The sequence below is a fragment of the Vibrio crassostreae genome, from assembly GCF_024347415.1.
Classification (GTDB): Bacteria; Pseudomonadota; Gammaproteobacteria; order Enterobacterales; family Vibrionaceae; genus Vibrio; species Vibrio crassostreae.
This window is the reverse complement of record NZ_AP025476.1, coordinates 854610-879144: the sequence shown is the minus strand read 5'-3', so window position 1 is coordinate 879144 and position 24535 is coordinate 854610. Positions and strand designations below refer to the sequence as shown.

Here is a 24535-nt window from a genome sequence, read left to right as displayed (position 1 = left end):
AATATTGTTGAGAGCGATTTATGTCTGAAATCCTTCACCCATTACAATCTGAGGTGACGCTTATCACCTCATTCCAAGATGCCGACCCAATGGGCGTGATCTATCACGGCAACTACTTCCGATTCTTTGAAGAAGTTAGGCGCATCATGATGGATAAGATTGAGTACAACTACCATGAGATGAAGGATTCTGGCTACATGTGGCCTATCATCGATACCCGCGTGAAATACATTAAGGCGATACCGTTTAATCACAAGATTAAGGTAACGGCGAAACTCACCGAGTGGGAAAATCGCCTGCGCGTCGATTATGAAATTCATGATGCTCTAACCGGTGCTCGAATGACACGTGCTCACACCATGCAGGTTGCCGTCACCATCGAAGAACAAGAGATGTGCTTTGCCTCACCCAAAGTGTTTACTGACAAAGTCGAACACTGGCACCAATTTGGTTGCTTACCTCTAGCAACTGAACATCAAACACAAACCTCTAACCCACAGCAGGTGAACCATGAATCTGTTTAAACGCAGTCGCAAATACATCAATATCGCGCTAATTGGACTTACTGCGATGATGGCAAGCGGCCTTGTAAGCGCCAAAGAAAACTCTGCTGCTGTCAATTCTATTTCAGAGCTGCAGACGGTGCTCAGCGAAAATAGTATTGTGCGTGGTGAGTTCACTCAAACACGCAATATGGAGATGTTCGCCCAGCCTTTAACGTCACAAGGTACATTTCTGTTAGACAAATCAAGTGGCTTACTCTGGACACAAACCACTCCGTTTCCCGTGAACTTAGTGCTCACCGATAACAAACTGAGCCAAAGGTTTACCGATCAACCCGCAAAAATCATCACCGACAAAGAAAATCCAATGGCGTTTTATTTCAGCCATATCTTCTTGTCAGTGTTTCATGGGGACACGCAAAAACTTCAGGAACAGTTCGCACTCAATTTTGAGCCCGCAACTAACACCAGCTCTGATGAAAATGTACAAGCATGGACACTGACTCTAAAGCCCAAAAATGCACCGATGAATGCGGTGTTTGAGGCTATCACGCTGCAAGGCAACAGCGATATTGAACGTATTGAGTTGAAAGAGATTCGTGGAGATAGCACAGTGATCGAATTCAGTCAGTTAAGCCATCTACCGGAAGTATTATCAGATGCTGAAGCGAAACAATTCCAACTCTAGTCTTGCCCTTGTTTGGCTTGTTGTTGTAATGCTGTTTAGCGGGTTGTTGACCAAACAATTCGCTTTTTCTTCGTCGGTACCGATTGAAAGCAACATTCTAAAGTTACTGCCCGAAAACCAGCAAGACCCAATGGTAGAGCAAGCCTTTCAGCAGATATCCAGCTCGATGAGCGAGCAAGTGGTATTTATCATAAGCGCTCCCGATATCGAACAAACCATGGTTGCGACCGACGCTTTTGAAAAAGCTCTCAACCAAAGAACTTTTTCAAGTCAGCCAACTCTGTTTAAGCAAGTTCAAGGTAAAATCAACGCCAGCACTCAAAGCCAGTGGAGCGATTTCTATTTTCGTCACCGATCTCAACTGCTGACCCAACAACAAAAAGAGACGCTGACACACTCGCCTGATTCGCGAGCTCAATATGTCATTCAGTCTCTGTACAATCCATTCTCAGGCGTCACTGCAGCAGAGTTATCTCTTGACCCATTCTTGTTATTTCGCGACTACATCAGTGCTATTGGCGTCCAATCAAGTAACTTTGTTCTGAAAGAGGGCTATCTCACGGCCCAGTCGAATGAGCAAACTCATATTTTAGTCACGGCTACTCTGGCGGACTCACCTTATAGCTTGGCGATTCAAGAACAACTTCCAGATCTTGATTCAATTGAGCGCGAGGTCGAAAAACAATTTGGCGTCAAGGTGCAGCATACTGGTGTGGTGTTCTACGCCAATTACGGTACCGAAAGCGCGAAATCAGAAATCAGTACCATTGGTTTGGGCTCATTGGCAGGCGTTATTTTATTGGTGTGGCTGACATTTCGTAGTGCGCTACCACTTGCCTTATCTTTACTCTCAATCAGTACAGGATTATTGGTTGCACTGGCAAGCACTGTCGCTATCTTTGGTAAGGTGCATCTATTCAGCTTGGTGTTTGGCGCTAGCTTGATTGGCGTATCCATCGATTACTCTTTTCACTATCTCACTGACCGTTTGGCCGCAGGAAGCCACTGGCAGAGCGATAAAGGCCTAAAGCATATTTTCATTGCCATCACTCTAGGTTTAATCACCAGCTTAATCGGATACTTAGGGCTACTGGTTGCGCCATTCCCAGGCTTGCAGCAACTGGCTCTGTTTTCGTCGATTGGACTGATCGCAGCTTACGCCAGTGTGGTGTGCTGGTACCCCGTTTTAGCGGTAAAACCAGGCCAAGAGCGCCCTCTTCCCCTGTCGAAACTTTGGCATACTTGGTTAAGCCTTTGGAGCAACCAAAAATTTAGAATTGGCTTACCGTTAACAGTGACTGTCGTTAGCTTGATGTCACTCAGTCAAATTCGTTACGACGACGATATTCGCCAGCTTCAGGCTATGCCCGAACAACTCAAACAACAAGAGCAAGCCATTACTGAGATATCAGGGTTAGGCAGTGGTCAAAATATGCTTTTGGTCACTGCTCAGAGCGACCAAAAGCTACTCAAAAAATTGACAGAAATCACCACAAGCTTAGATTCGCTGGTCAATAGCCAAGGTATCTCCGGGTATCGCAGCATCAATCAACACTTGTTAAGTAAACAAGAACAGCATGATAACTATCAGTTGGTTGAACAACTCTATAGTCAACAAAGCCATATATTACAAAGCTCTCTCGGTTGGTCTACGTTTCCAGAACTACCAAAATTCGAACCAATCACGGTATCTGGATTTTTGGAGTCTCCAGTCTCAGAGCCTGTTCGACCACTTTGGTTAAAACCTATCGACGGGCAAGCAGCGTCGGTCATTTTGATAAAAGACGTCACTGATGCTGAGCTGTTCTCACAGTGGTTGGAGTCAGATTTTGCTCAGAAGCAAGGTGTGAAACACCTCAATAAAGCGGATGAAATCTCCTCTCTTTTTGCTGAGTACCGCGTCAAGATTACCGAGCTGTTATTGATAGCATTGGCAGCTATTGGCATGCTGTTAGGCTGGCGCTATGGTGTGAGGCAAAGCCTGTTAATGCTGTTGCCTTCATTGATTGCAGGCGTAGCAGGTTTGGCGGTGACCGGAGTTTTAGGCTCGACACTGAACCTATTTAACCTGCTTGGTTTGATTCTGATTTTAGGGATTGGCATAGACTACACCCTGTTTTTTGCTGAGCAAAAGAAATCGCTGAGCACCTTATTAGCGATCACCTTGTCAGGTCTCACAACACTACTTTCATTCGGCTTACTGTCGCTGAGCCAGACTCATGCTATTCATAGCTTCGGGGTGACGGTTCTGACAGGGATCTTTGTCGCTTGGCTGCTTTCTCCACTCGCGATCAACAGTAGTAAAAACGTAGAAGGACCAATTACTCGAGAGGCTTTTAGATGATCCAGACATTAAAGGTAACCTTCGCCATACTAGTGGGCATTCTAATGAGTGCCTGCTCGATGGTTTCTCAGCAGCCAAGTGGTGCGAGCGTGTCTATCGATCAAGACACCGATCTAGCACTACCACTGCCAGCTGAACTGGGATACTCATTAACAGCCAGTCAGTTGATTAGCGCTACGTGGGAAAATGATACACAGCAGCTTCCGGTTCAAGTCGAAGTCACACCGGGTAAAGTGGTTTTGGCGGGGTTCTCCTCTTGGGGTACTCGCATTCTATCGCTGCAATACCAGAATCAAGTAATTGATACGCAGGTTTTGTCTGGGCTTGGCGCAACTTTGCCACAACCTGAACAGGTGCTATTTAATTTAATGCTTACCTTATGGCCGGCTGAAGCATGGGCTCAGCCTTTACAAAGCATAGGTTGGCACCTAGTCGATACCGACAAAACAAGAACCGTATTTGATGAAAACCAACAGGCAATCATTCAAATTGATTACCAAACAGATCCTGGTACACACAAAACGGCAGGCGACATTGTTTTCAAACATTTGACCCAGGGCTACAACATCACCATACAAACGTTGAACTCAACGATTGTCGACAATCCAAGTAAGAGTTGAACACTATGCCTATTTACATCCAAGACTGTGGTTTCCACTCAGCGCTAGGCTCTGAGGTTACCGATATTCATGGCTGTCTGAAAGACGAGCGTGAATCAAATATGGTCGAAGTGCACGATATACTGAACGATGGTAAACATACTGTCGTTGGTCAGATCGCGGGTGAACTACCACCGATTCATTCAGATCTTACGCAATACGCCACTCGCAACAATCAACTGGCGCTGTCGGCTCTTCACCAAATTGAAGATTCTATCGAGCAAGCCAAATCTCAGTTTGGCGCAGATAGAATTGCTGTTGTTATTGGCACCAGCACCTCTGGGATCTCCGATGGTGAAGCAGCCTTCAAACAAAAATTGGCAAACAGCGAGTTTCCAGCAGATTACCATTACTCAAAACAAGAGCTTGGTGATACCTCAGAGTTCGTTAGCCAGTATTGCGCATTAACGGGGCCAAACTACGTAATATCTACGGCTTGCTCATCCAGTGGCCGCGTATTTCTGACCGCCCAGCGCTTATTAGATTCAGGTATGGCTGATGCCGTGTTAGTGGGTGGTGTGGATACCTTGTGTAAGCTGACACTCAATGGTTTCCACGGCCTTGAAGCACTCTCAACAACACATTGTAAGCCATTTAGTGCAACCCGAGATGGTATCAACATAGGAGAAGCAGCGGCATTTATGTTGCTCAGCAAAACAAAGTTAGCCGGTGTTAATGCAGCACAAGACACGTCAAACATTGCCTTATTGGGCTGTGGGGACAGCTCTGATGCACACCACATTTCAGCGCCTCACCCTGAAGGCAATGGTGCTGAACAAGCAATGAAAAAAGCGTTACATTCTGCACAGTTAAACGCAGAAGACATTGGTTATATCAATGCACATGGTACAGCAACGCCACTCAATGACTCGATGGAAAGTAAAGCCATTCATCGTATTTTTGCAAACAAGGTTCCCGTCAGTTCTACCAAACCGCTGACCGGGCATACTCTAGGCGCAGCAAGTGCGATTGAGGCTGCAATTGCGTGGCATATTTTGAAATATGACTTACCGCTTCCCTTACAAAAATGTCAGGATAAAGCTGAAGATATTGAGATTGATTTGGTAAACTGTTCACAGAAACTTAAAGCAAAGAACATCTTAAGCAACTCGTTTGCTTTTGGTGGCAACAACATTAGCCTGATTTTTGGTGTAGTAAATGACTGATATCCCTTCTGTAGACCAACTTCTCCCTCACGATGATCCGATGATATTAATCGATCGTGCTATCAGCGTAGAAGCGTTGTCGATCCACTGTCAGGTCGATATTGGTGACCATAATCTGTTCTTTGACGCCGAATCTCAAACGGTACCAGCATATGTTGGCATCGAGTTTATGGCGCAGTCTGTAGCGGCATGGTCTGGGTATCACGCACTTAAAAACGGCACCACGCCCCCAATCGGATTCTTACTCGGCTCTCGTCGCTATAAATCACTGTGTGATGAGTTTACTCAAGGTCAGACCCTTGATATCTACGCCGAACAGATGATGGAAGACAACGGTATGGCTGTGTTTACCGCAAGAGTCGAAGACCGAGGTGAGTTAGTGGCTCAATGCCAACTCAACGTCTACGTGCCGACCAAACAAAAATTACAAGAAATGAAAACTAGGAGCCCATCATGACCCGTCAGGTTTTAGTCACCGGTGCCAGCAAAGGCATTGGTAAAGCGATCGCTATTCAACTCGCGAAAGACGGATTTGAAATCGCCGTTCATTACATGGGTGACAAGCAAGGCGCTGAAGAGACATTGCAGTCGATCACCGAACTGGGTGGTGCTGGGCGTCTTATCCAATTTGATATCAGCAACCGCAGCGAATGTCGCAAAACGCTTGAGTCTGATATTGCTGAACATGGCGCTTACTATGGTGTGGTAAACAACGCAGGCATTACTCGCGACACTGCATTCCCTGCCATGACAGAAGAAGAGTGGGATGGCGTGATCCATACCAACCTAGACAGCTTCTACAACGTACTTCACCCTTGTGTAATGCCTATGGTCCAAAAGCGCAAAGGCGGCCGTATCGTCACTCTAGCGTCTGTATCAGGCATCATGGGTAACCGCGGACAAACTAACTATGCTGCAGCGAAAGCTGGTGTGATTGGGGCAACTAAGTCCCTTGCTCTAGAGCTCGCAAAACGCAAAATCACAGTAAACTGTGTCGCTCCAGGCTTAATCGATACCGGTATGGTTGACGAGCACGTGAAAGATCATGCACTTCCTCAAGTACCACTGCGCCGAATGGGTGAGCCAGAAGAAGTAGCAGGACTAGTGAGTTACCTAATGTCTGATATTGCAGGCTACGTTACTCGCCAAGTGATTTCAGTCAATGGAGGCTTAGTATGACCCGCCGCGTTGTTGTAACTGGTATGTCAGGTGTTACTGCCTTTGGTAACGACTGGCAACAGATAGAGCCTAAGCTGAAAGCGTGTGAAAATGCGACTCAATATATGCCAAGTTTTGAGCAATATGATGGACTCAATACTAAGCTTGCCGCACCAATTGATGACTTTCAACTGCCAAAACACTATAAGCGTAAGCAAGTGCGTGGCATGGGTCGTGTATCGCGCCTAGCCACCGTTGCGACAGAAAATGCTTTAGGACAAGCTGGCTTAATTGGTCACGATGTATTAACCAATGGCGAAACCGGAATCGCTTACGGCTCTTCAACCGGCAGTACCGACGCCGTTGGTGCGTTTGGCGTGATGCTGAACGAGAAATCGACACGAGCGATCACGGCGACAACCTACGTACAAATGATGCCACACACTGCTGCGGTAAACGTAGGTCTGTTCTTTGGACTGCGCGGCCGCGTGATTCCCACCAGCAGTGCATGCACTTCAGGAAGCCAAGCTATTGGTTACGCCTATGAAGCAATTAAGCACGGCTACCAAACCGTGATGGTTGCCGGTGGTGGTGAAGAACTATGTCCAACTGAGTCTGCCGTTTTCGATACCCTTTTTGCTACCAGTTTAAAAAACGACACGCCCAAAAAATCCCCTAGCCCATACGACAGCGAGCGCGATGGCTTGGTTATCGGTGAAGGTGCCGGTACGCTTATTCTCGAAGAGTACGAACATGCAATCGCTCGTGGTGCAAAAATCTACGCTGAGATCATCGGTTTTGCCAGCAACTGCGATGCAGCCCATGTGACCCAACCTCAGATGGAAACCATGCAAATCTGTATGGAGAAAGCACTAAGAGATGCACAGCTTCCTGCTGAGAAAATTGGCTATGTTTCTGCGCACGGAACGGCGACTGAAAAAGGTGATATTGCAGAGAGTAATGCGACGGCGAATATTTTCGGAGAAGTGCCAATCAGTTCATTGAAAAGCTACTTCGGCCATACGCTTGGCGCATGTGGTGCAATTGAAGCTTGGTTAAGCTTAGAGATGATGCATTCCGGCTGGTTCAGCCCAACCTTAAACCTTGAGAACATCGACGAACGCTGCGGCAAACTCGATTACATTACAGGTTCTGGTCGCGAATTGGATATTGAATATCTGATGAGCAATAACTTTGCCTTTGGTGGCATTAACACATCTATTATCTTCAAAAAGATTTAAGTTTATTTATTAGACAAAACTCAAGACAAATAAAAAGGGTCAGTAACCAAGTTACTGACCCTTTTTTGATTCTAGCAATCGCTCAATTAAGCGTTAGCTTCACGCTCAGCGATGAACTCAAGAGCCATCTTGATACGAGCGATTACGCGCTTTTTACCAACAAGCTCCATCACTGCATCAACAGAAGGAGACTGACCACCGCCTGTTACTGCTACGCGAAGTGGCATGCCGATTTTACCCATGCCGATCTCTAGTTCTTCACATACTGCTGCAATCACACCATCTTTGATGTTTGCAGTAGTGAAATCTTCAAGTGCTTCAACCTTAGCAAGAGCAAGCTCTAGTGGGCCTTTAGCAACACCACGTAGGTGCTTCTTCGCTGCGCCAGCTTCAAACTCAGAGAAATCTTCATAGAAGTAACGAGATTGCTCAGCAAGTTCGATAAGCGTGTTACAACGCTCGCCAACTAGCTTGATCACTTCAGTGATAGCTGGGCCGTTTGTTGTATCGATCTTCTGTGCGTCTAGGTGCCATTGCAGGTATTTAGCAACGTACTCAGGCTCAGAAGTCTTGATGTAGTGGTTGTTCAACCAAAGTAGCTTATCAGTGTTGAATGCAGAAGCAGACTTGCTGATAGCGTTCAGGCTGAAGAATTCAATCATCTCTTCTTGAGAGAAGATCTCTTGGTCACCGTGAGACCAACCTAAACGAACTAGGTAGTTGTTTAGTGCATTTGGTAGGTAACCTTCGTCGCGGTATTGCATTACAGAAACAGCACCGTGACGCTTAGAAAGTTTTGCACCGTCATCACCAAGAATCATTGCACAGTGAGCGAACGTTGGAACTGGCGCGCCTAGTGCTTCATAGATGTTGATTTGACGAGGTGTGTTGTTGATGTGGTCTTCACCACGAACAACGTGTGTAATACCCATGTCCCAGTCATCCACAACCACTACGAAGTTGTATGTTGGTGCACCGTCTGTACGACGAATGATTAGGTCATCAAGTTGGCTGTTCGCGATTTCAATGCGACCACGGATTTGGTCATCAAATACTACGCTGCCTTCTTTCGGGTTACGGAAACGGATAACACATGCATCACCTTCTTTTGCTGCTTCGTTTGCTGCAACAATTTTAGGGTGGTTAGCATCGTAGCGAGCCATTTCTTTGTTTTCTTCTTGATCTGCACGAATTTCATCAAGCAGTTCTTTAGACGCGTAGCATTTGAATGCTTTGTCTTCAGCAAGTAGCTTATCAACCATTTCGTTGTAACGGTCAAAACGCTTAGATTGGTAGTAAGGACCTTCGTCCCATTCCATACCCATCCATTGCATGCCTTCTAGAATTGCATCAACCGCTTCTTGAGAGTTACGCTCAAGGTCCGTGTCTTCGATACGTAGAACGAATTCACCACCTTGATTCTTAGCGAATAGCCAAGAGTAAAGTGCAGTACGTGCACCACCAACGTGAAGATAGCCAGTTGGGCTAGGAGCAAAACGAGTTTTAACCGTCATTTAAATACCTTGATTATGTAGGTGATTCTTTTAGTGATCGCTATTACAAAGCCTGCAGCAGACAAATATCACTAAATTTTGGGCGCTATTTTATCACCACCGCTTAAATCTACAATCAGTAGTGAATGATTAATGTGCTGATCTTGTGCGAAAGCGATTGTAGAAAGCCGAATTCTACCTTCAAAGTAGCAAAACTATTGCCTTAGCCAGTAGATTATAGCCGCGGATCCTTTATTCCCATCTCTCATTCCCAAATTGGATCCATCAGCTAATGCACCACTAAGATCAAATTCTTGAATTTATGTTTGACCTTACCCTTACGGGAAGGTTTATGTTAGGCGTAGATGAGAATTGGAGTATCGATATGAACCACTACACAACCGCGCTCAACGGTCTAAATTGCATGGGTTGTGCGAAAAAAGTCCGCACACTGTTTGGCGATCTCAACAACACGACGATCAATGACATATCGCCAACCTACATCGATATTTCGACTCCTTCTAGTTACATTCAGCTCAACGAACAGTTAGCAACGCTTGGCTATTCTATGGGTAATCAGCTGCACCTTTCGCTATCCGGCCTCAGCTGCGGAAAGTGTGTGAGCAAACTGACTCAAGCGCTTGAACAAACCGAGCAAACCTCAAACCTTGAAGTCAGCAAACAGGAGCTATCACTGGTTACTCTGCTTTCTGAATCCGAGGTTATTGAGCTGGTCGAAAGCGTGGGTTATCACGCAGCTCCCTACTCTGAAACGAATGACCTTTCATCGAGTTCAGATTTAGAAGAAGATAAAAAACTGGCGCCTACAGAAGCAACTTTAACTGAACCCGTTGCCAGCCAATATACCTATCACCTTGTTCTTGAGGGAATGACGTGTGCGAGTTGCGTTTCTTCGGTCGAAAAAGCATTGAAAAAGAATGAGTTCGTCGACCAAGCACAGATTAACCTTGCAGAGCAGACTGCCTTGGTTTTCACCTCTCAAACAAGAGACATCATTGAAAACGCTCTAATCAAATCGGTGAAAGCAGCAGGTTATGGCGCCGAGTTTGTCGACGATGCAGCGACTCAACAGCAAAAACAGCAAGAACAGCAACTTCGCACTCAAAAGGCCTTCCTGAAAAACTCAGTGAGCGCACTACTGCTTGGGGCTCCGCTGATGGTATGGGGCATATTCGGTGGCAGCATGACCATTGCTACACTTAGTGACCAACTGGCTTGGGGCTTCATTGGTGTGATCTGCCTAGTGCTACTAGCCACCTCTGGGCGGAGCTTCTTCACTAACGCGTGGCAATCACTGATGCACAAACGCGCTACCATGGACACACTCGTCGCTCTAGGTACAGGCGCAGCATGGTTCTATTCAATGTTGGTTGTGCTAATTCCATCATGGTTCCCAGAAGCCTCTCGCCATGTCTACTTTGAGGCGAGTGCGATGATCGTTGGCCTTATTTCTTTGGGTCACTATATTGAAGCCAAAGCCAAAGCTCGCACCACGAAATCGCTACAGGCACTGATTAACTTACAACCTCAAAAAGCGGTGGTCATCGTCGATGGCAAAGAACAAACCATTGCTGTAGAAGCTATCCAAGTCGGCATGCAAGTACGCGTCAAACCGGGAGAAAAAGTGCCAGTTGATGGTGTTGTGGTATCTGGTGAGTCTTACATCGATGAATCGATGCTGACCGGTGAACCACTTCCCAACGTTAAATCGGTGAGTGATGGCGTTTCTGCGGGCACCATTAATGGCGATGGTAGCTTAATTATTGAAGCGACTGGGATTGGCTCAAGCACCATGTTAGCTCGAATCATTCAGATGGTTCGCCAGGCACAAAGCAGCAAACCTGCGATAGCGAAACTTGCCGACTCTATTTCTGCCGTGTTCGTGCCCGTTGTGGTCGCAATCGCAGCTGTTGCCGCCCTAGTTTGGTTTTTTGTTGGCCCACAACCAAGTGCCAGTTACATGCTTGTAGTATCGACCACCGTGCTGATCATCGCTTGTCCGTGTGCCTTAGGCCTAGCGACTCCACTCTCTATTACTGTCGGCGTAGGTAAAGCCGCTGAGTTTGGCGTTCTGATCAAAGACGCCGATGTGTTGCAATCAGCCAGCAAAATCGATGCAGTCGTGTTTGATAAAACGGGCACCCTAACCCAAGGGAAACCAAGCGTGCAACAAGCGTTTTATCACAACCTATCAGAACAAGAACTGTTGGCTTACGCCTATTCGGTTGAAGTCGGTTCAGAACACCCATTAGCGAAAGCCGTTTGCCAATATGCAGAGAGCTTACAAGTTTCAGCACTCCCACACAGCGACTTTGAAAACCGCCGAGGCCTTGGCGTACAAGCCAACATTAACGGAAAACACGTTCAAGTCGGCTCTCTTAAATACCTCACCCAATTAGGCATCAATACAGAGATTGGCGAAGATTTCATCGAGCTTTGCCGCTCGCAAGCCTGGACGCCTATTTTCATCGTGATTGACCAAAAACTAGAAGGCATATTGGGCATTTCAGACGCGTTAAAAATAGATAGTAAACAGGCGATAGCTCAACTAAAATCCGCCGGAATTCACACAGTGCTGTTAACGGGCGACAACGATTCTGTTGCTCAGGCCATTGGTAAGAACGTCGGTATCGACGAAGTTATCTCAGAAGTACTTCCGGAGCAGAAAGCTCAGCATATTGTTCAGCTTCAACAACAATATAAGAGTGTTGCTATGGTTGGAGATGGCATTAACGATGCACCAGCGCTTGCTCAGGCCGACATAGGTATCGCAATGGGCAGTGGCAGTGATGTCGCCATCGAGAGTGCGCAAATGACACTCCTCAACTCGTCGCCATTATCGGTCAGTAACGCGATTGAGCTTTCCCAAGTGACCGTGAGAAACATGAAGCAAAACCTGTTTGGTGCCTTTATCTATAATTCACTTGGTATTCCAATTGCGGCTGGTGTGCTCTACCCATTCTTTGGATTTTTACTTAGCCCTGTCGTTGCAGGCGCTGCGATGGCGATGTCATCAATCACCGTAGTCAGCAATGCCAACAGATTAAGACTGTTCAAACCCACTCATTCTAATATCAACAAAAACCATATTCATGAGGTTAACCATGATTCGTAAAGTTATGACTCTTACTGCACTCGCTGCAATTTCAGGACAAGCTCTCGCTACTGATGTTCTCAACCATAAGTCTCCATACTGTGGCTGCTGCACAGAATGGACAGAACACATGCAAGACGCAGGTTTCGATGTCACAGAGAAGCTCCACGATGACATGAATCCTATCAAGCAGAAGTTAGGAGTAACGCCAGAGCTGGCTTCTTGCCATACGGCAGAGATCGACGGTTACGTATTTGAAGGGCACATTCCAGCAGAGGACGTGAAAGCCTTTTTAGAAAACCCACCACGCAATGCGATTGGCTTGGCGGTTCCAGGCATGCCAATGGGCTCGCCGGGCATGGAGTATGGCGATAAGAAAGACGAGTATTCTGTTTATGCGTTTAACGAGAAAGGTCAGGTGTTTGAATACCGTCATTACGATGGTAATTAGAGCGTAAAGAAACCGGCGCAAAGCAATATTTAAGAAGTTATAAAAATAGAGCCTAACATTAAGTAAACCCAAGACTGTGGTTTACTTGCTAGGCTCTTTGCTTTTGGACAGTAAAGCAAATCTTGTCGCGGCACCAACCGGGCTGTTGGTACCGCTATGTTTTCGTCGCTAGTTAACAAAAAAGCTAATTAGCAAAGAAGCTCACTTAGCCAATAATCTAATCGACTAAACAGCCAAGTGAATCAGCTTAGAAGCCGTAAGAAGCACCGAATACGAATGCATTGTTAGCGTTGTCAGCTTGGTTACGGTACTCAAAGTAAGGTTGAACGCCTTGACGAGTCCATGTCGCACGAAGCTCGTGGTCCATTGTGTTATCAGCATCGCTGATTACGTATACGTTGTTGTAGCTTAGAGCTAGCTCAGCGTTTACTGCGTAACCGATACGGTTGTCAAAACGAGTTTGATCGTCAGCTTTGCTATCTTCCATAGCGTGGTAACGAGTACGGTTGCTAATAGAGATACCGTTATCGAAGTTGTAACCGATCTTAACCAATGGACGGTACTGAACCGTTTCACCGTTGTTTAGTAGGTGGTGGTAACCCGCAGCAACCCATAGGTTGTCATTGATGTTGTACATCTGCTCAACACCTAGAGTGATGTATGGAGAGTTACCTAGACCGCTGTCTTGGATTGCGTCATTGTCGTACTTACCAAGAGAGATACCATCGAACTCTGTTAGTAGTGTTGTGCCTGAATCAAACGTGTGGCCCGCTTCTAGAGTTGACGTCGCGTTTGGTTGGAAATCAGAGTGAAATTGAACGTTACCTGTAACGTAAGAAGAACCAGCAAAAGCACTAGAAGCGAAAGCAAGAGAAAGAGCACTTAGAGCGATAATTTTTTTCATAGTAAACTGCCTTAGTTTGATTTTTTCAGCGGCATATCTTCGGTACATCATTCACCTTCACCGCTTGAGTAGTTGGTCGCCTCCCTGGCATGAAATCTATGCTGCTCGAATTAATTTGCGTTTCAAAATAAAAGGGGCGACAGAGTGATCTCTCTCACTATCAAAAAAAGACAAGTTATTTAACTCTTTAAAATCAATAATTTAAAAACATAAAAATTGATAAAAAACTCAAGATGGAAAAATATACAGATCGGGATCACGTTATTTCATGAAGAAAAATTAGATTCAGATAGTTGAATCACATCTGATTTAGAGTTTTTTACAGGGGACTTATTTTTTGAAGAGAATAATGAGAAGCGCGTCACTTTTGGGATTAAAGTCACCTTATGTGCATTGTTGACGATATAAACAAAGGCGATTTCTATATGTTTCAGTTTTGGATAAACACCTAATTCGCATCAAACAAAAAGAGCTCCCGTTTTATCTTGAATAAGATAAAGGTCAGGAGCTCTTTTACTAATAGTGCTTATCGATTATTTAACTGAGGTTACTCGACTTACTTTCTCGCCACTTTCAGAGATAGAGCGGATGTAAGTTTCGCCAGAAACCGATGGACGTTGTTGCTCGTCATACGTTAACCAGTTTTCGCCATCAGCAGAGTATTGCAGCTCTACGCCTGGGAATTGAACGTTCATCGCTAGCTTACCATCAATAACCTGAGCGCCCGGTACTGGTAGTCGATAATCAATGCCTGCTTTCTCAAGCTTAGCCAGTTCACGTTGACCAACAATATTCGCGAAGCGATTAAAGTCGCTGTTTAGAGCTTGCTTATTCACTAGGTTAGTTTCTTGAGAGTATTCAACGCCCACTTTGTAGTCGTTTTCCCAATCTGCTCGATGCCATGCACGCTCAGCTGCTGCAAGAACGCGTGGGAACACCATGTATTCATATTGCTCGTCGGTACGAACTGTTTCTGACCAAAGTTGCGCTGATAAACCGTAGAAAGGTTTTGCTTCAATTTCGCCTTTACCAGAGAAACCATTGCCGTCACGGTCTAATGATGTTTCTGCGTTTTGTGGCATGTTTTCTGGTGCGAAGCCGAACATCTTACGAGTATCGGTTGCACGCGTTGCCCAGTAGTAACCGCGCTCTGCAGCATCTACTTCGTATGGCATATCCATGTATACGTAGTCTGGGTTAGAGACGATTACGTCATACCCTTTTGCTGACCAGTCGTATACTGATGAAGTACCGCCCCAGTAAAGAACATCCCAGAAGTTCACGCGAGTGCTTTCTGTCGCAAATGCTTTCTCGCCTTCGCTGTATTTCAGGCCATCTTGCCATGCTTGAAAGTGTGGAATACCCTTCTCAGCAACAATCTTAGACACCTCTTCTGCAAAATGGCTTGGCAGGTGACCGAAATCGCTTACTGTACCGTCAGCAATTAATTTCTGACACTGAGGAGACTGCTGGAATGGCTTGTCTTGCTTAGATAAGTCAATGTTACCTTTCCACGCCACTTTATCTTCTGCATTAATATCTTGTAAGCCTGCGCCTAACTTAATGTTTTTCGCTTCATCGCCGCCAAAGTGCCAAGTTGTTAGTGGAACGCCCGCTTCTTGGTGCATTGCCGCCACTTCAGAGATCACTTTATCAACAAAGTGAGTCGAAGATTCCATGCATGGGTTAATGAAGCTTTGCTTATCGTAGAACTGAACCGTGGTTACGTTCGATGTATCTTGTGGATCCATCAAGCGGTATTCATTTGCTTCCGCTTCTTTACCTTCCGCCATTAGGCGAGTGTAACGCGCTTCCATCGATACCACAGCAGAACGAGCGTGTGCTGGCATATCAATCTCTGGAATTACTTCGATACTGCGCGCTTTTGCGTAGCTTAAGATCTCGACGTAATCCGCCTTACTAAAGAAACCAGAGCCAAAGTTGTCTGTTGTTGGACCTGAACCTAGCTGAGGCAATAAACAGCTTTGCTCTTCCAAATCAAAACAACGATTAGACCCTACATCCGTTAGCTCTGGTAAACCTGGGATTTCTAAACGCCAGCCTTCATCATCAGTTAAGTGAAGGTGAAGTTTATTCATCTTGTATGCAGCCATTTGATCTAGCGTTGCTAGGATGGCATCTTTTGAGTGGAAGTTTCGAGCAACATCCACCATCACACCGCGGTAATCAAAGCGCGGTGCATCTTTGATCGACAGTTGTGGTAATGATTCAGCGTTCTGACTGTCTATTAGGCCAAAAATAGACTGAACTGCGTAGAAAGCACCTGTTTTATCAAACGCTTTAATCGCAATCCCCTCTTCCGAGATGCTTAGTTCATAAGCGCCAGATTTCGCCAAATCACCCGTAAACTGAGTAGGAACAACAGCAACACTAACAGGTAGGTCGCCACTCACATCTACGTTTACCACATCTGCACGTTCTTCAATTGCTGCGAATTGCTCAGCATCAAATGCGTCTTTAGGTAGGGCAATACCACCAGCAATGCTGACTGAACCTTCACCCGCCTCTACCGACATTGGCGTTGGTAGTAATGTTGTTGATACATCTTGCGTTGCTAGATCTGCATTCTTTTCGAAACGCGTCACTGCTGTAGCCATTACATTATTGTCATCTGGTGTACGCTTAAGATTGTTACCTTCTAGACCCGTTACGAATGACGCAACATCTTCCGTATTCAATGAAGCAATCATCTTAGGTTCTGCGTTTGGCGCAGTAACGAATGCACCCGGCATGAAGTCGGTTTCAAACAGTTGCCAGTATTCACTCGTCAGTGGAAGAACCACTTCTTCACCAGCTGCAAAGCCATCAAATTTTTCAGTAGGTTCTAGTTTATGAAGATCGCCAGTTACACGAGTAATCTTAAATTGCTCATTATCAACATCTAAGATAAGGCGAATACTGTGGAAGTAGATAGTCCAATCTTTCGAATCAATCGCTTCACCATCGTTAGTTAACGTCATGTTTACTTTATTACATGACGCCCATTCAGCACCTAAGTCCTGACAAGCCATGCCTTCATTCGCACCGTGATTGGTTAGAACTTCATATTGCACATCAAGGTTATCAGCCAATGCATTAACCACCTGTTGCTCAGGTGCTTGTGTTACAGCACAACCCGTCAAACCAGCCAATACCGCTACAGATAGTAAGTTTCTCTTCAACATCGTATTCACCCATAAATTAAAAAATTGAGTCAGAAGCAAAGTGGAGCGCTTCGAAAGTTAGATAAACTATATGGGCTTATTTTTTACCGTGAATTAAATCAAGTTAATAAAGTGATCAGCTTCAAATCTCAAAAATATTGATAAGATTATTTATTTTAAAATCATAACGTTAGGAGTGACGGCACTTCCGTCATTTTTATTTTGACGTAAAAATTGAGAACTGAATCACAATCTTTCTAAAGAATTTCATAAAATCGTGTCGTTGATATCGAGAAAGGTTTAAGAGTTTGCTCGGGTTGTTATACTTTTCGTACAAACAACGTGACATAGTTCCCAAAAAAAACCGTTAAAAAACGCCGTTAAAATCAATTTTAACGAGTTCATCTCTTTTAATAGGAGCTTTCCTTGCGCACATTTTGGTACGTAACTTTATTCGTTCTCGCATTTTCAGCCAAACAAGCTTTGGCCGAACCTCTTTATTGGCAAGCCAAAAAGGATGAACTGACACTCACCATCTTGGGTTCCGTCCACGTAGGAGACGAGAGCATGTACCCACTTCCAGTACAGATCACTGACACGCTAAAAGAGAGCGACGGATTAATTGTCGAGACAGACATCAGGAAGTCAGAAGGCATTGTGTATCCCACGACCACAGTGACCACGAGTGATGTATTAAACAAAGAACAAAAACAGTTATTAGCCAGTATTTCAAAGTCTTTGGGTATGCCGACTCAACAACTACTGAGCTCTCCACCTTGGGCGACATCTCTCTCAATACAGATGCAGCAATTAAAGAACCTTGGCTATGGCTCAGCGGGCGGTGTAGACGCAACACTCGCCTATAAAGCGACGATACAAGACGTTCCGGTGATCAGTTTAGAGCCTCTACAATTTCAGATAGATCTCATTGCAGGACAAAAAGATTCCGGTAAAGAATGGTTAGTCAGTAGCCTTGAAGAATTTGACCAAACTGATGGGGTGGTTCACTGCTTAATTGAAAGTTGGAAAGCCGGTGATGTAGCGAAGCTTGAGGAGTTTGCGAAGCTTGAGGAGTTTGCGAAGCTGTCTGAAATGCCATCTGAACTAGAGAAAGCATTTTTAACCGATCGCAACGTCGATTGGGCAAACAAGCTCTCCGCCAATGATTGGAAACTCGACTCAAAGGGACACTACGTGCTGGTCGTCGGTACTTTACACCTGATTGGCGAAGGTAACCTTTTGCAGTTATTAGAAGAGAAAGGTTTTAATGTCACTCAACAATCACAAAGCCAACAGGCTCAGTGTCAATTTGAGCTTAGTGACGACAGCTAGCTCAATTCGAAGCCATGACCTTCTCCTAATATAACCATTACCTAATAACAGAATCATTACATTTAATCGCCCCATAACGGTGCTATTATCTTTCGCTCTTTTTATATACGGTGTTGTTCTCATGAAACCAGTGCTCTTCGCTTTACCTTTAGCCCTCGCGATCCTGATGCCCACGGCAGCGTCTGCCAAAGAAACTTGTACGATCGAACAATTCCAGCCGATAGACATTCAACCAGACACCAAAGGCGGTGTGTTAGATAAAGAAAGCGGACAGTTCTTGATTACTGAAAAGCCACCAATGCGATGCGCGAATATTACGTTCACGACATCAACGACACGCAACCGTATCGCAAGCCAAATGAATGGTAATTTTGAAGTAAGCTTCTACGATGGTCAGACGGGTAATTCTCACTCGGTGACTTTTAACGAAGATGAAGTACAGGCGGGTTACATTCGAATTGGTCCAAATCACCCTGTTGACGCTTATGTTTGTTTTGTTACCTCAGAGACGCCAATCAAGAACATTACCTGTGATGTTAAGTAAATAGATTTGGGACTACTGGATCAATCCTTGTCTCTATGCAGGACGCTTAGAACAACAAGAGATTCCCGACTCGCTCCTTCGTCGCTCTAGGGAATTACACATATTCCAAAATACAAAAAGCCGTAGACCCTTCTATTACAGAGAATGCTACGGCTTTCTTCAATGTGGCTGTGAAGAGCTTATTTTGAACATCAGGCGAACCCCACCTAGGTTCAAATCCCATTTCTCATGCCCTGAAACGACGAAAGCCTGCTCAATGAGCAGGCTTTCTTTAATGTGGTCGGTGAAGAGGAATTCGATTGGACTGGCATTCCAGCCCCCATCCCCATGTTCTAAACCAGATTAAAATGCAAAAAAGCCGTAGCATTTCTGCTACGGCTTTCTTTAATGTGGTCGGTGAAGAGGGATTCGAACCCCCGACCCTCTGGTCCCAAACCAGATGCGCTACCAAGCTGCGCTATTCACCGAGATATCTAACTGGCTGATTGCCTGTCGATGGAGCGTATAATACGGATTCTGAATTTAACCGCAAGCGCTTTTTCTCATATTTATTGTGAATTCCAATCGTTCGAACAAAAGACATACAACAACTCGCTTGATGTGACGAAAAACACACAGTTACCAACAAGTATTTAACTTATGAAACAGAATTGATCCAGATCAGTGAATTGATAACACCACTTAATACACTAACCCGTGTCATATAACTTTGAGGTATACACATGGACTTTTGGCTAGATCTCCTATTTGGTAATGCGGTGGGACTATCTTCAATGATAGTAATCTTCGGGGCTCTGGGTCTCATGATGTTTTATGGAGGCTTCTTCATCTACAAAGTTATGACTGAAAAATCTCCTCACTAGAATCGCTCAGCCTAAATCATTTACTTTTAAGCATTGTTTTACTTTATAAGTATTACTTTATTTTATAACTAAATGTAAAAACGCTTTGCACCGGAGCAGACTTATTGTCTTCTCCGGTTTTTTCATTTTTAAACCCAGCCTCAACTTAGGTATACTTACCCTATCCTTCCCAACTTGAGATACACAATATGTCTCATGATGACGACTTAGATCTCTTCCAAGAAATGATGGGCGATGTTAAACGTATCGACCATGACACCGCTGAACACCAAAAAGTACACCGAGTCACAGAATCTCACCTTGCTAAGCGTGAAGCCGCTATGTGGCTGTCTGACGACGAGAAAGACTACTTATCATTAGACTATTCGCCAATGATCAAGCCAGACGATGTCGTTGCTTATAAAAAAGACGGTGTACAAGAAGGCGTATACAAAAAGCTGCGCCTAGGCAAATACCCTATTCAAGCCAAGCTCGACCTTCATAGAAAAACACTGAAAGACGCACGTAACGAAGTGCTTTCATTTTTGCGTCAGTGTTTAAGAATGGATGTTCGTACCGTCATCATTGTTCACGGTAAGGGAGAGCGTTCGAACCCACCAGCAATGATGAAAAGCTACGTGGCAAATTGGCTCACGCAAATCAACGACGTTCAATGTGTTCATTCTGCTCAGCAATTTCATGGTGGTACGGGCGCTGTCTATGTCATGCTCAGAAAGAGTAATGAGAAAAAGCTAGAGAACAGAGAGCGCCATCAAAAGCGCACCAGTTAATAGGTTGAGATAGATAAACGGGCGAATAACGATTTTGCATCAGGATCGATATTTCGTGCCTAGACTCACACCAAGTGCTAAAATTGCCTCAGTTAACGAATTCCAACTCAAAGCAACTATCCAAAGGTTGCTTTTTGTTTATTTATATTTCCGTTGTGAAACGCTAAGAGAATATCATGTCACAAGAATCCCAAGCTAAACGCCTTAATAAATACATCAGTGAAACTGGTTTTTGCTCACGCCGCGAAGCCGATAAACTCATTGATGCAGGCCGAGTTACTATTAACGGTAAGATCCCTGAGATGGGCACTAAAGTCTTGCCAGGTGATGATGTTGAGATCGACAATAAGCCTGTTCGCTCAAAAGAGAAGCCGATTTACATTGCTCTTAATAAACCAACAGGTATCACCTGTACGACTGAGCGTGATATTCCTGGCAACATCGTCGACTTTATCGGCCACCACAAGCGTATTTTCCCTATTGGCCGCTTAGATAAACCTTCTGATGGCCTTATCTTCTTGACCAACGATGGCGACATCGTAAACAAAATCCTACGTGCAGGTAACAATCACGAGAAAGAATACGTGGTGCGTGTAGATAAGCCGATTACGACTGAGTTTTTGAAGCAAATGGGCGCTGGTGTCCATATTCTCGATACTGTTACCTTGCCATGTAAGGTCGAGAAAGAGACCAAGTTCTCATTCCGAATTACACTAACACAAGGCCTTAACCGCCAAATTCGCCGTATGTGTGAAGCGCTCGGTTACGAAGTATTTAAGCTGCGCCGTGTTCGTATTATGAATATCTCACTAGACGGTATTCCTAACGGCAAATGGCGCTACCTGAGCGACGAAGAGATCACCGAGATCTTGGCGATGTGTGAAGGTTCAGTAAGTACGGAAGATGCGTCAAAAATGAACGCGAAAGGTCAACGTATTCGTAAAGCGACTGACGCGAAACTTTTTGACAGCCGTGAAGAGAACCAAACTTCAACAGCACGTCGCAATCAAAAAGAGAACCGTACTCGCACTTACCGCGGTAACAATGCGGATGAATTCCGTCATGCGCCTAATTCAAAGCGTGGCCGCAATTCGTCGAACGGTGAAAGCGGTGGTAATACCGAGAACTGGAAATCAAACTCTCGTTCAGAGCGCTCTAATTCAGATAGAAACCGTTCGGATCGCAATCGTACCGATCGCGACAATACCGATCGTAGAAGCGGTAAACCGGCAAACCGCAGCCAAGATTCAAACAGACCGAACAAACCTGCACCAAAGCGTGTTGGTGGTACTTTAGGTCTTAAGAAGTAGTCAGAATCAGTAAGACGAGACACTCGATATAAAAACGCCCGCTAGATTAGTCTAGCGGGCGTTTTTGTTGGTCATTCGATAGTTTTATCGTCATGATGACGACAATCTATAAACATAGATCAGCAAACTGGCCTCGAGTCAGTTTTACTAAATCTTTCGGATCTAACTCAATCTCTAGCCCGCGCTTCCCTGCACTCACACAGATAGTTTCAAAATCGGTAGCGCTTGAATGAACAAAGGTAGGCAGTGCTTTTTTCTGTCCAAGAGGACTAATTCCACCAACAACATAACCCGTGGTTTTCTGAGCAATATCTGGATCAGCCATCTCCGCTTTTTTGCCCTTCGCCGCTTTCGCTGCAAGCTTTAAGTTTAGCTTCTGATCGACAGGAATAACGGCAACCGCCAAATCTTTCGCCACACCATTCAAGGAAAACAACAGCGTTTTGAATACACGTTTGGGATCTTGGCCAAGCGCTTCAACGGCTTCTAAACCATAGTTGGTATTATTCGCATCATGATGATACTGATGCACACTATGAGCGATTTTCTTTTTCTTGGCGAGATTGATTGCAGGGGTCATAACAAATCCAAACGATAGATAAACAAAAAGCGACGCCGAGGCGTCGCTTTAGTTAAATTTATCATGGTGCTAGAGTCAATCTAATTTAGCACCTATTGATACAATTGCTTGGATTCAATTACTTGTAAACCATTTGGCCTGAAGGCGCGTACTTGTTCACGTCAACCGGGCTGTTTGCTTCTAGGTACTCTTTCAGTACTTCAGCATCAACAAAACCAGTATTTACGTAACCTGGGTGATCAGACAGTTTAGGGTAACCGTCACCACCAGCAGCGTTAAAGCTTGGTACTGTGAAACGGTATGTTTCGTCTAGACGAAGCTGTTTACCACCGATGAATACATTCGATACTTCACCGTTCGCTACTGTCATTGAGATACCAGCAAACTGAGCGTAAGCACCAGAATCGATTGGTTTAGTCGCAACTACATTTAGGTAATCTAGAACTTCTTTACCCGTCATGTCTGTGTAAGTCAGGATGTTTGCAAAAGGTTGTACTGTTAGTACGTCTTTGTAAGTCACATCACCGGCTTCAATTGAATCACGTACACCACCAGAGTTCATCACAGCGAAGTCTGCTTTTGCACGCTCCATGTGAGATGTTGCAATCAAACGACCTAGGTTAGTCTGTTGGAAACGAACAACGTTACGGTCGCCTTCAAGCTTGCCATTAGTTTCAGCAATTTGAACTTCTAGCTGTGCTTGACCTTGCTCTTGGAAAGGACGTAGGAATTCAAGTAACTCTGGGTCTTGTGCGATTTCATCTTGAATAAGAACACGTTGCTTCTTACCGTCAATCTTAACTTTCTTCTTAAGGTTAACTGGAATCAGATCGTAGCTCACCATCTCTAGTTCGCCGTTACGGAATTCGTAATCAGCACGGCCTACGTACTTGCCCCACTCATGAGCTTGAACGATGTAAGTACCGTTCTGTACGTCAGGCTTACACTCATCACCCGGCTTGAAGTTTTTCTTCGCTACGTTAGGGCCTTCCATACATACAGGCTCTTGAGAATGACCACCAACGATCATGTCTAGATCGCCTTCGTTTAGGTAACGAGCGAGTGCAACATCACCCGGAGCGTTAACACCACGTTGACCGTTTTCGTAGTGACCCATGTGAGTCACAGCAAAGATTAGATCCGGTTTTTCTGTTTCTTTAAGTTCAGCGATTAGCTTCTTCGCTTCTTCTTTAGGGTCACGGAAATCGATGCCTGCGATAAATTCAGGGTTACCAATCTTTTGGGTATCTTCAGTTGTTAAACCAATAACCGCAATCTTGATGCCTTGCTTTTCAAACATTTCGTACGCTTGGAATTTACGTTCGCCTGTCGCTTTATCGTAGATGTTTGCAGATAACATTGGGAAGTTAGCCCAGTCGATCTGCTTTTGTAGTACGTCTAAAGAGTTATCAAACTCGTGGTTACCCAATGCCATTGCATCGTAACCAATTTTGTTCATACCTTTAAAATCAGGTTCTGCGTCCTGAAGGTCTGACTCTGGAACACCCGTGTTGATGTCACCGCCAGATAGAAGCAACACGCTACCGCCTTCTGCTTCAACTTCTGAACGAAGTTGGTCAACAAGCGTTTTACGCGCAGACATGCCGTATTCGCCGTATTTATTCTGCCAGAAACGACCATGGTTATCGTTTGTGTGAAGAATCGTTAGCTTGTAAGTTTCGTCTTGGTTCCAATCATGAGCTGATTGAGACGCACACCCAGCTAAAGTAGCTAGGATTGCAGCACTTAGTGCTGTCTTTAGAATAAGGCGTTGCTTCATTGTCATACCTTTGAACTTTTTAGGGGAATCCACTGCTTTTTATAATCTATTGCGACCCCTTTCCTGGAGTTCGAACAATAAGACTTCAACATGACTAATCTTAAATTAACATTCTAGATGTAACACGACGATTTCATATTTATGTCGAATTGGTCACGCATAGATCAACAGTTAAGTGTAACAAAATTATGAGATTACACTCAAACTTCCCCTGCATCACAGGCAATCGTTTACTTATAAAGTGTGATGAACATCAGTAATTTACTGTAAACAGGACAGACCTCACACACTCATGGTTATTTCTTAGGGAGTCAAAGATTCTGTTAACAAGGATTTAATCATCTAGCGCTAATTAGCGCTCAAAAGAACAGATAAGCGCACAACGAAACGAACTGATACCCAGATAAACAAAAACGCCCAACTCTTAGAGTTGGGCGTTTATTTGATATCGTTAAATAACCACTTTAACT

20 protein-coding genes and 1 tRNA gene are annotated in these 24535 nt (G+C 44.8%); 15 read left to right on the top strand and 6 right to left on the bottom strand.

What is annotated here, in order from left to right; translation table 11 throughout:
* The first annotated feature begins 20 nt into the window (after nt 1-20).
* Genes OC193_RS04125 through OC193_RS04090 form a run of 8 tightly spaced genes read left to right on the top strand, consistent with a single transcriptional unit; the run spans nt 21 to nt 7759 of the window.
* Nucleotides 21-524 carry an acyl-CoA thioesterase gene (locus tag OC193_RS04125; RefSeq protein WP_017062279.1) on the top strand — a complete coding sequence of 168 codons (504 nt, stop codon included), beginning with the start codon at nt 21-23 and terminating at the stop codon, nt 522-524.
* Nucleotides 511-1191 carry a LolA family protein gene (locus tag OC193_RS04120; RefSeq protein ID WP_048661925.1) on the top strand — a complete coding sequence of 227 codons (681 nt, stop codon included), beginning with the start codon at nt 511-513 and terminating at the stop codon, nt 1189-1191. Before OC193_RS04125 ends, OC193_RS04120 begins: the two co-directional genes overlap by 14 nt.
* Nucleotides 1163-3535 carry an MMPL family transporter gene (locus OC193_RS04115; RefSeq protein WP_048661923.1) on the top strand — a complete coding sequence of 791 codons (2373 nt, stop codon included), beginning with the start codon at nt 1163-1165 and terminating at the stop codon, nt 3533-3535. The genes OC193_RS04120 and OC193_RS04115 overlap by 29 nt, the downstream gene beginning before the upstream one ends.
* The gene (locus OC193_RS04110; RefSeq protein WP_048659797.1) at nt 3532-4155 is read left to right on the top strand and encodes a DUF3261 domain-containing protein; all 624 of its coding nucleotides are present in this window, start codon (nt 3532-3534) and stop codon (nt 4153-4155) included. Before OC193_RS04115 ends, OC193_RS04110 begins: the two co-directional genes overlap by 4 nt.
* Nucleotides 4156-4160: 5 nt before the next feature.
* Nucleotides 4161-5360, top strand: a complete 1200-nt coding sequence (locus tag OC193_RS04105) for a beta-ketoacyl-[acyl-carrier-protein] synthase family protein (protein ID WP_048661922.1) — start codon at nt 4161-4163, stop codon at nt 5358-5360.
* Nucleotides 5353-5817: a hotdog family protein gene (locus OC193_RS04100; RefSeq protein ID WP_048661921.1), complete on the top strand. Its 465-nt coding sequence runs from the start codon at nt 5353-5355 to the stop codon at nt 5815-5817. Before OC193_RS04105 ends, OC193_RS04100 begins: the two co-directional genes overlap by 8 nt.
* Nucleotides 5814-6539 (top strand): 3-ketoacyl-ACP reductase FabG2, encoded by a 726-nt coding sequence (locus OC193_RS04095; protein ID WP_048659793.1) that lies wholly within the window; start codon nt 5814-5816, stop codon nt 6537-6539. Before OC193_RS04100 ends, OC193_RS04095 begins: the two co-directional genes overlap by 4 nt.
* Entirely contained in the window at nt 6536-7759 is a 1224-nt protein-coding gene (locus OC193_RS04090; RefSeq protein WP_048661920.1) for a beta-ketoacyl-ACP synthase, read from the top strand. The genes OC193_RS04095 and OC193_RS04090 overlap by 4 nt, the downstream gene beginning before the upstream one ends.
* 86 nt (nt 7760-7845) lie before the next feature.
* On the opposite strand, the gene gltX is transcribed toward OC193_RS04090, so the two are convergent.
* The gene (gene gltX / locus OC193_RS04085) at nt 7846-9273 is read right to left on the bottom strand and encodes a glutamate--tRNA ligase (protein ID WP_048661919.1); all 1428 of its coding nucleotides are present in this window, start codon (nt 9271-9273) and stop codon (nt 7846-7848) included.
* A gap of 301 nt (nt 9274-9574) precedes the next feature.
* On the opposite strand from gltX, the gene OC193_RS04080 reads away from it, so the two are divergent.
* Both OC193_RS04080 and OC193_RS04075 read left to right on the top strand, forming a co-directional pair.
* Nucleotides 9575-12388 carry a heavy metal translocating P-type ATPase gene (locus OC193_RS04080; protein ID WP_080967364.1) on the top strand — a complete coding sequence of 938 codons (2814 nt, stop codon included), beginning with the start codon at nt 9575-9577 and terminating at the stop codon, nt 12386-12388.
* The gene (locus tag OC193_RS04075; protein ID WP_048661915.1) at nt 12378-12818 is read left to right on the top strand and encodes a DUF411 domain-containing protein; all 441 of its coding nucleotides are present in this window, start codon (nt 12378-12380) and stop codon (nt 12816-12818) included. Before OC193_RS04080 ends, OC193_RS04075 begins: the two co-directional genes overlap by 11 nt.
* 247 nt (nt 12819-13065) lie before the next feature.
* Here OC193_RS04075 and OC193_RS04070 read toward each other — a convergent pair whose 3' ends face one another.
* Both OC193_RS04070 and OC193_RS04065 read right to left on the bottom strand, forming a co-directional pair.
* Entirely contained in the window at nt 13066-13722 is a 657-nt protein-coding gene (locus OC193_RS04070; RefSeq protein ID WP_019824160.1) for an oligogalacturonate-specific porin KdgM family protein, read from the bottom strand.
* Nucleotides 13723-14255: 533 nt separating this feature from the next.
* Nucleotides 14256-16907: a beta-N-acetylhexosaminidase gene (locus OC193_RS04065; RefSeq protein ID WP_048661914.1), complete on the bottom strand. Its 2652-nt coding sequence runs from the start codon at nt 16905-16907 to the stop codon at nt 14256-14258.
* Nucleotides 16908-17312: 405 nt separating this feature from the next.
* Here OC193_RS04065 and OC193_RS04060 point away from each other — a divergent pair, with 405 nt between their 5' ends.
* Together OC193_RS04060 and OC193_RS04055 are read left to right on the top strand one after the other, a co-directional pair.
* Nucleotides 17313-18218, top strand: a complete 906-nt coding sequence (locus tag OC193_RS04060; RefSeq protein WP_048661913.1) for a TraB/GumN family protein — start codon at nt 17313-17315, stop codon at nt 18216-18218.
* A gap of 121 nt (nt 18219-18339) precedes the next feature.
* The gene (locus tag OC193_RS04055; RefSeq protein WP_048661912.1) at nt 18340-18762 is read left to right on the top strand and encodes a hypothetical protein; all 423 of its coding nucleotides are present in this window, start codon (nt 18340-18342) and stop codon (nt 18760-18762) included.
* A gap of 390 nt (nt 18763-19152) precedes the next feature.
* On the opposite strand, the gene OC193_RS04050 is transcribed toward OC193_RS04055, so the two are convergent.
* Nucleotides 19153-19229 (bottom strand) — tRNA-Pro (locus tag OC193_RS04050).
* 255 nt (nt 19230-19484) lie between these two features.
* On the opposite strand from OC193_RS04050, the gene OC193_RS04045 reads away from it, so the two are divergent.
* The 3 genes from OC193_RS04045 to rluF all read left to right on the top strand — a co-directional run bounded on the left by OC193_RS04045 (nt 19485) and on the right by rluF (nt 21705).
* Nucleotides 19485-19625, top strand: coding sequence for a DUF3149 domain-containing protein (locus OC193_RS04045; protein ID WP_017062321.1), 141 nt, complete (start codon nt 19485-19487; stop codon nt 19623-19625).
* Nucleotides 19626-19813: 188 nt separating this feature from the next.
* Nucleotides 19814-20395, top strand: a complete 582-nt coding sequence (gene smrA, locus OC193_RS04040) for a DNA endonuclease SmrA (protein ID WP_017062320.1) — start codon at nt 19814-19816, stop codon at nt 20393-20395.
* Between the two features lie 176 nt (nt 20396-20571).
* Entirely contained in the window at nt 20572-21705 is a 1134-nt protein-coding gene (gene rluF, locus OC193_RS04035; protein ID WP_048659785.1) for a 23S rRNA pseudouridine(2604) synthase RluF, read from the top strand.
* Nucleotides 21706-21811: 106 nt separating this feature from the next.
* Here rluF and ybaK read toward each other — a convergent pair whose 3' ends face one another.
* The gene (ybaK, locus tag OC193_RS04030; protein WP_048659783.1) at nt 21812-22285 is read right to left on the bottom strand and encodes a Cys-tRNA(Pro) deacylase; all 474 of its coding nucleotides are present in this window, start codon (nt 22283-22285) and stop codon (nt 21812-21814) included.
* 118 nt (nt 22286-22403) lie between these two features.
* Nucleotides 22404-24065 (bottom strand): bifunctional UDP-sugar hydrolase/5'-nucleotidase UshA, encoded by a 1662-nt coding sequence (gene ushA / locus OC193_RS04025; RefSeq protein ID WP_048659781.1) that lies wholly within the window; start codon nt 24063-24065, stop codon nt 22404-22406.
* Nucleotides 24066-24535: the final 470 nt, after the last annotated feature.

Excerpts from the sequence above, each read along its gene's own strand:
- OC193_RS04125 (WP_017062279.1), top strand. The coding sequence starts at position 21 with ATGTCTGAAATCCTTCACCCATTACAATCTGAGGTGACGCTTATCACC.
- OC193_RS04120 (WP_048661925.1), top strand. The coding sequence starts at position 511 with ATGAATCTGTTTAAACGCAGTCGCAAATACATCAATATCGCGCTAATT.
- OC193_RS04115 (WP_048661923.1), top strand. The coding sequence starts at position 1,163 with ATGCTGAAGCGAAACAATTCCAACTCTAGTCTTGCCCTTGTTTGGCTT.
- OC193_RS04110 (WP_048659797.1), top strand. The coding sequence starts at position 3,532 with ATGATCCAGACATTAAAGGTAACCTTCGCCATACTAGTGGGCATTCTA.
- OC193_RS04105 (WP_048661922.1), top strand. The coding sequence starts at position 4,161 with ATGCCTATTTACATCCAAGACTGTGGTTTCCACTCAGCGCTAGGCTCT.
- OC193_RS04100 (WP_048661921.1), top strand. The coding sequence starts at position 5,353 with ATGACTGATATCCCTTCTGTAGACCAACTTCTCCCTCACGATGATCCG.
- OC193_RS04095 (WP_048659793.1), top strand. The coding sequence starts at position 5,814 with ATGACCCGTCAGGTTTTAGTCACCGGTGCCAGCAAAGGCATTGGTAAA.
- OC193_RS04090 (WP_048661920.1), top strand. The coding sequence starts at position 6,536 with ATGACCCGCCGCGTTGTTGTAACTGGTATGTCAGGTGTTACTGCCTTT.
- gltX (WP_048661919.1), bottom strand. The coding sequence starts at position 9,273 with ATGACGGTTAAAACTCGTTTTGCTCCTAGCCCAACTGGCTATCTTCAC.
- OC193_RS04080 (WP_080967364.1), top strand. The coding sequence starts at position 9,575 with ATGTTTGACCTTACCCTTACGGGAAGGTTTATGTTAGGCGTAGATGAG.
- OC193_RS04075 (WP_048661915.1), top strand. The coding sequence starts at position 12,378 with ATGATTCGTAAAGTTATGACTCTTACTGCACTCGCTGCAATTTCAGGA.
- OC193_RS04070 (WP_019824160.1), bottom strand. The coding sequence starts at position 13,722 with ATGAAAAAAATTATCGCTCTAAGTGCTCTTTCTCTTGCTTTCGCTTCT.
- OC193_RS04065 (WP_048661914.1), bottom strand. The coding sequence starts at position 16,907 with ATGTTGAAGAGAAACTTACTATCTGTAGCGGTATTGGCTGGTTTGACG.
- OC193_RS04055 (WP_048661912.1), top strand. The coding sequence starts at position 18,340 with ATGAAACCAGTGCTCTTCGCTTTACCTTTAGCCCTCGCGATCCTGATG.
- OC193_RS04045 (WP_017062321.1), top strand. The coding sequence starts at position 19,485 with ATGGACTTTTGGCTAGATCTCCTATTTGGTAATGCGGTGGGACTATCT.
- smrA (WP_017062320.1), top strand. The coding sequence starts at position 19,814 with ATGTCTCATGATGACGACTTAGATCTCTTCCAAGAAATGATGGGCGAT.
- rluF (WP_048659785.1), top strand. The coding sequence starts at position 20,572 with ATGTCACAAGAATCCCAAGCTAAACGCCTTAATAAATACATCAGTGAA.
- ybaK (WP_048659783.1), bottom strand. The coding sequence starts at position 22,285 with ATGACCCCTGCAATCAATCTCGCCAAGAAAAAGAAAATCGCTCATAGT.
- ushA (WP_048659781.1), bottom strand. The coding sequence starts at position 24,065 with ATGAAGCAACGCCTTATTCTAAAGACAGCACTAAGTGCTGCAATCCTA.